The sequence below is a fragment of the Roseburia faecis genome, from assembly GCF_001406815.1.
GTDB classification, from domain to species: domain Bacteria; phylum Bacillota; class Clostridia; order Lachnospirales; family Lachnospiraceae; genus Roseburia; species Roseburia faecis.
In genome coordinates, this window is the sequence record NZ_CVRR01000079.1 from 1 (window position 1) to 518 (window position 518).

Consider the following 518-nt stretch of genomic DNA (forward strand, 5'->3'; position numbering starts at 1 on the left):
CCCCAGACTACTAGATTTAATATGGAATGATTGAGCATATTTATACAGAATGTAAATATTACTGTGGTAGTCTCAATCACAATATATACATATCTATTTCGACTACTCTTTTTATACTTTCCATTCATAAACTGAAATAATATCGTACTTATTATAAAACATGAAAGTGCATTACATAATACCAGTAAAATCGTATTCATTTTTCCTCCTATGAATTTCTCTGCAAAAATTTATTTACTTCTTCTCTAAAATCGTTGCTTCTCCTTTGTGCAATCTGAAGTTCTTTTCCATTATCCATATAAATAATAAAGCCCTTTATTTTTTCAATATGCCTTAAATTAACCAGATTTCCTCTACAATTCACAACAAAATCATATGGTTGCAGTTCTTCAACCAGTTTTTCAAAGATACAATCATACTCATATGTAATATCAGACAATGCTATCAGTACTTTTCTGGATCTTTTTATGTATTCAAAATATAAAATATCCCTCAGTTTCAGTTTGATCGACAGATAC

General features: G+C 28.6%; 1 protein-coding gene. It reads right to left on the reverse strand.

Annotation, left to right across the window (positions count from 1 at the left end):
* Positions 1 to 208 precede the first annotated feature (208 nt).
* On the reverse strand, positions 209 to 518 hold a 310-nt coding region (locus M72_RS14910), incomplete at its 5' end, for a LytTR family transcriptional regulator DNA-binding domain-containing protein (RefSeq protein ID WP_141652766.1).